Source organism: Vaccinium witches'-broom phytoplasma str. VAC (assembly GCF_000309405.1).
Taxonomy (GTDB): domain Bacteria; phylum Bacillota_I; class Bacilli_A; order Acholeplasmatales; family Acholeplasmataceae; genus Phytoplasma.
In genome coordinates this window covers 1-4,477 of the sequence record NZ_AKIN01000065.1, presented here as the reverse complement: position 1 = coordinate 4,477, position 4,477 = coordinate 1, and the positions used below count along the sequence as shown (strand labels likewise).

Genomic DNA, 4,477 nt, shown 5'->3' with positions numbered 1-4,477 from the left:
AAATCTTCAATAAATATCCAATACCGATTTTAATTATAACATATTTTTTTATATAAAGTTATAATAATGCATTATTTTTTAATTTGTTTAAAAATTTTATGTAGTATTTGATCCGCTTGATCGTCATTTTCGATTTTTACATGATTTGTTTGGCTTAAAATTCTTTCAATATAATTGAGAGAATCTTTTTTATTTAAACCAGCTTGAACGATTATTTGGGTAATATTTTCGTGGGTATAATTTTGTTCTAAATACCAACTTTTCACGATTTCTAATTCGTTTCCAGTTAAAAGTCTGCCTTTTAAAGTTTCTAAATTTTCAATAGTTTCAGAAATATTGTGTTTTTGTTTTTTTTCAGTCCTTTTAGCCTCTTGCTCTTTATATAATTGTTGTATTTTAACAAAAGTATTATCTAAATTAAAGATTTCTATAATCTTATTATCTTTTTTATCTTGTAGGATGGAAAAAAAATTTTTTTGCCTTAATCTTTCTAAAATAGATTCTAGTTCGTTTTTAGAAAGGTTCGCTTTTTTAGCTAAAAAAGAGGACGAAAAGATTTTTTTTTCATAAGAATCAAATAAAAAAAGTAAAACACTTAATTCTTGTATTTCTAAATGGAGTTTTTTAAATTCACGGATTAAAATTTTTTCTATATTTAAAAAACCTTCTTCGTATAACATTTTAATCATTTTTTAAAATACCTCCTTTAGAAACCTTGGTCAAAGCCTTTTTAGCAGCTTGTTGTTCGGCCGCTTTTTTGGTTTTACCATTGCCTTTTCCTAACCATTCTTTACCTAAATATACTTCTGACACAAATTCCTTTTCGTGAGCTAAACCTTTTTCAGAAATTATTTTATAAGTAATATTTTGTTTTCTTGTTTGGACTAATTCTTGTAGTTGAGTTTTAAAATCAATAATATTAATGATTTTATTTAAACAAGGCAAAACAACGTGATAAAAGGTTTTTTGCGCTTGTTCAAAACCTAAATCTAAATAAATAGCGCCAAATAAAGCCTCAAAAGCATCTGCTACAATAGAATAATTATGAACGGATCTTTTTTTCTCTCCTTTGCCTAAATAAATATATTTTTTTAATTGAATTTCTTCAGCGTAAATCAATAAAGAATCTACACAAACTGCTTGAGATCTTTTTTTGGTCATGACTCCTTCATCGTCTTTATTTTTTTTATATAAATAACTAGCCATGAAGAAATTAATGATCGAATCGCCTAAAAACTCTAATCTTTCGTTATTATTGTGTTGGGCGTTATTCTCATTAGCGTATGAACTATGAGTTAAAGCGTTAATGTATAAAGAAATATTTGTGGGTTTGATATTTAATCTTTTAAATAACTGTTTAATAGACATAATGTTTCCTTATGTGATCTCAATTTTTTATTTTTTGAGAAAGTTTTGTTAAAAAATCTTTTTCTATTAATTTTTTCGCTTTTAAAATAGCATTATAAAAAGAATAATAATCGGAGTTGCCTTGAGCTTTAACAACAATTTTGTTTAAACCTAAAATCATCGCTCCTCCAATTTCTTTGCTATCTAATTTTTTTTTAATGTTTTGAAGTTTTTTTTGAAAAAGTAATTTACTAATAATTTTTTTGAACCAATTTTCTGTTAAAACGTTTTTTATGTTTTTCATTAAGGTGCCAAAAACGCCTTTATATGTTTTAACAATCATATTGGAGGTGAAACCGTCACTTAATAAAATATCCGCCTCAGAGTATAAAATATTTTGCGGTTCTTCGTTCCCTTTAAATACAACATGAGGAGTTTTTTCTAATAAATCAAAAGTCTCCATTTCTAAAATTCTCCCTTTATTCAGTTCCGAACCGATATTTAACATTTTAACAATGGGAGTTTCGATATGGAATAATTCTTGAGCCACAATAGAAGCAGCGATAGCGAATAATAACAGATTTTCAGCTTTAATTTCGATATTAGCTCCAGCGTCTAATAAAATTCTTGTTCTACCATCTAAAGAAGGGAAAATGATAGCTAAAGCGATTCTTTTCATAGGTGGAATAGTGCCGATAATTAAATAACTGGCTAAAATTAAAGCTTGTGTAGGTCCGGCAGAAACAACACCATCTACTTTATTATTTTTAGCCGCTTGCAAAGCTAAAAACATAGAATGTTGCGAATTATCTCTAATTTCTTCTCTCATGTTTTTAACACCCATATCTAAATAATGAGGCGTGTGGATAATGCTCAATCTTTCTTGTAAAGTTTCAGGCAATTCAGAAGAAATATGTTTTTGTAAAAATTTTTGAATTTGCGGTTTATCGCCATATAAATAAAGATACAAATCTCTTTCTTCGGATAACGCTTTTAAACTACCTTTTATAATAGAATCAGGAGCGAAATCGCCTCCCATAGCGTCGACTGCTATTTTAATCATAATAACCTCTTTTTATTTTCTAAATTTTCAAAATCTTTTTGTACTTGAGAAATAATTTTAAAATCTGTCGCTACATTTAAAAAATGATATTTTAAATAACCACTTTGTTTTTTACCTACAAAATCACCAGGACCTCTATTTTTTAAATCAAATTCGCTTAATTGAAAACCATTACTTTCTTGTTCTAAAATATTTAAACGTTGGTTATCTGCTGGATTTTCAGGGACTAAAAAACAATAATTTTGTTTTTCATTTCGCCCTACTCTTCCTCTTAATTGGTGTAATTGACTTAAACCAAAATGATCGGCTCCTAAAATAACAATGGTTGTTGCGTTAGGAACATCAATTCCTACTTCAATAATAGTAGTAGCTAATAAGATTCCTTGAGGATTTTTCACAAAACCCGCCATAATTTCTTCTTGTTTTTTGTTATTTTTTTTACCATGTAAAACATAAAGATGTTGAATTTTCTCTTCTTCTAAAAAAGAAGTTATGGTTTCAATGTTGAATTTTTTAGCATTTTGTTTAATAGCCGGAACTACTATATAAGTTTGTTCGTTTTTAGCTTGATTGTCTCTTAATAAAGGAACGATTTTTTCGAAAGGGAATCTTTCGGTAATAATACTTTTTTTAGCATAAGGAGTTTCCGTTAATAAAGAAGTTTTTAATAAACCAAAATACATGACCGCTAAAGTTTTAGGAATTGGGGTCGCTGTTAAATATAAAACATCTGCTTGAAGATTTTGAAAAGAAGTTTTATCTTTCACATCAGTCCCGAACTTATGAGTCTCATCAATGATAATCAACCCTAAATCATGAAATTCTGTATTCGCCAGCAAATGAGTACCAATAACCATTTGATATTCATTATTATAAATAGCTTTTTGTAAAGTTTTTTTCTGTTTACTTTTAGAAGTGATAAAAATAGTCTTAATTTCGGGAAATAATTTAGTAAAATTTAAATAATGTTGTTTAGCTAAAATTTCTGTTGGAGCCATCATTAAAACTTGTTTTTTGGTGCTAATGGCTGCAATAGCGGCTAAAAAAACAGTAATAGTTTTTCCTGAACCAACATCGCCTTGAATTAACCTTTTAGTAGGATAATTTTGTTTTAAATCGCCGTAAATATCTTTGACTATTTTTTTTTGGTTATCAGTTAAAGAAAAAGGGATTTTTTGCATCATTGTTTTAATATAATGATTACCATAATTTAAAGGTTTTTTAAAAGGAAGTTTCTTTTTTTCTTCAAATAATTTTTGTGCTATATTTAAGGCTTCTTCATGCTTAAAACGTTTTAAAGTTTTATGAAGCAATTGTTGGCTTTTGGGCAAATGAAGATTCATTAAAGCTTCTTTTCTGTCAATTAAATTGTATTTTTTTAAAAAAAGAGGACTTAAATTTTCTTTGATTTTTAATTGCGGTTTGTTAAAAATATTTTTTAAAAAAGTGGTGATAGAATGATCAGTAATATTTTTAATACCATACACAGGCTTTATTTTATTTTTGTTTTTTAAATCAAAAGAAATTAAAGAAGCGGTAATGCTTTTATTATATAAATTACATTTACCTTTAATAAAAACATTTTTATTTATCTTTAAGAAATTTGCTAAATAAAATTTATTAAAAAGAACAACATCGAAAACTACATCATCATGGATTAAGATTTGAAAATTAAGTCTTTTTTTATCAGAATCGTCTTTAGATAAAATAGGTTCGCTAACAATTTTTCCTATAACATTAATTATTTCTTTATCTATCGCTTGGTTCATATTAGATAAAAGGAAATTTTGATATTTTTTAGGTTTATAAAAAATCAATTCTTTTAAAGTGTTGATATCATTTTGAACTAATTTAGGGTATAAATTAGATTTTACAAACATTTGGTTTAAGTTAGAATTCATTTTGGAAAAACCTCAAATACACCTTAAATCTTATTTTGATTATTTCTTTGTTGGATAAAAACTGCTAATATGACGATATCTTTTTAACTAATTAACATTAAGTAATTAAAACTATTTTAATAACATTAAAAAATTATCCCCATATTATTAAATATTTTTTATATTG

General features: G+C 26.3%; 4 protein-coding genes. All 4 read right to left on the bottom strand.

What is annotated here, in order from left to right; all coding sequences use genetic code 11:
- Nucleotides 1-71: 71 nt before the first annotated feature.
- The 4 genes from RI68_RS01755 to RI68_RS01740 are packed head-to-tail and all read right to left on the bottom strand — an operon-like array spanning nucleotide 72 to nucleotide 4,311.
- Nucleotides 72-689, bottom strand: coding sequence for a DnaD domain protein (locus tag RI68_RS01755; RefSeq protein WP_017193539.1), 618 nt, complete (start codon nucleotides 687-689; stop codon nucleotides 72-74).
- Nucleotides 682-1,368 (bottom strand): ribonuclease III, encoded by a 687-nt coding sequence (rnc, locus tag RI68_RS01750; protein WP_017192210.1) that lies wholly within the window; start codon nucleotides 1,366-1,368, stop codon nucleotides 682-684. Before rnc ends, RI68_RS01755 begins: the two co-directional genes overlap by 8 nt.
- Before the next feature lie 19 nt (nucleotides 1,369-1,387).
- Nucleotides 1,388-2,410 carry a phosphate acyltransferase PlsX gene (plsX, locus tag RI68_RS01745; RefSeq protein ID WP_017192211.1) on the bottom strand — a complete coding sequence of 341 codons (1,023 nt, stop codon included), beginning with the start codon at nucleotides 2,408-2,410 and terminating at the stop codon, nucleotides 1,388-1,390.
- Nucleotides 2,407-4,311 carry a DEAD/DEAH box helicase gene (locus RI68_RS01740; protein ID WP_017193538.1) on the bottom strand — a complete coding sequence of 635 codons (1,905 nt, stop codon included), beginning with the start codon at nucleotides 4,309-4,311 and terminating at the stop codon, nucleotides 2,407-2,409. Before RI68_RS01740 ends, plsX begins: the two co-directional genes overlap by 4 nt.
- Nucleotides 4,312-4,477 lie beyond the last annotated feature (166 nt).

Bases quoted from the DNA above. Each gene is read 5' to 3' on its own strand.
- RI68_RS01755 (WP_017193539.1), bottom strand. From the start codon at position 689: ATGATTAAAATGTTATACGAAGAAGGTTTTTTAAATATAGAAAAAATT.
- rnc (WP_017192210.1), bottom strand. From the start codon at position 1,368: ATGTCTATTAAACAGTTATTTAAAAGATTAAATATCAAACCCACAAAT.
- plsX (WP_017192211.1), bottom strand. From the start codon at position 2,410: ATGATTAAAATAGCAGTCGACGCTATGGGAGGCGATTTCGCTCCTGAT.
- RI68_RS01740 (WP_017193538.1), bottom strand. From the start codon at position 4,311: ATGAATTCTAACTTAAACCAAATGTTTGTAAAATCTAATTTATACCCT.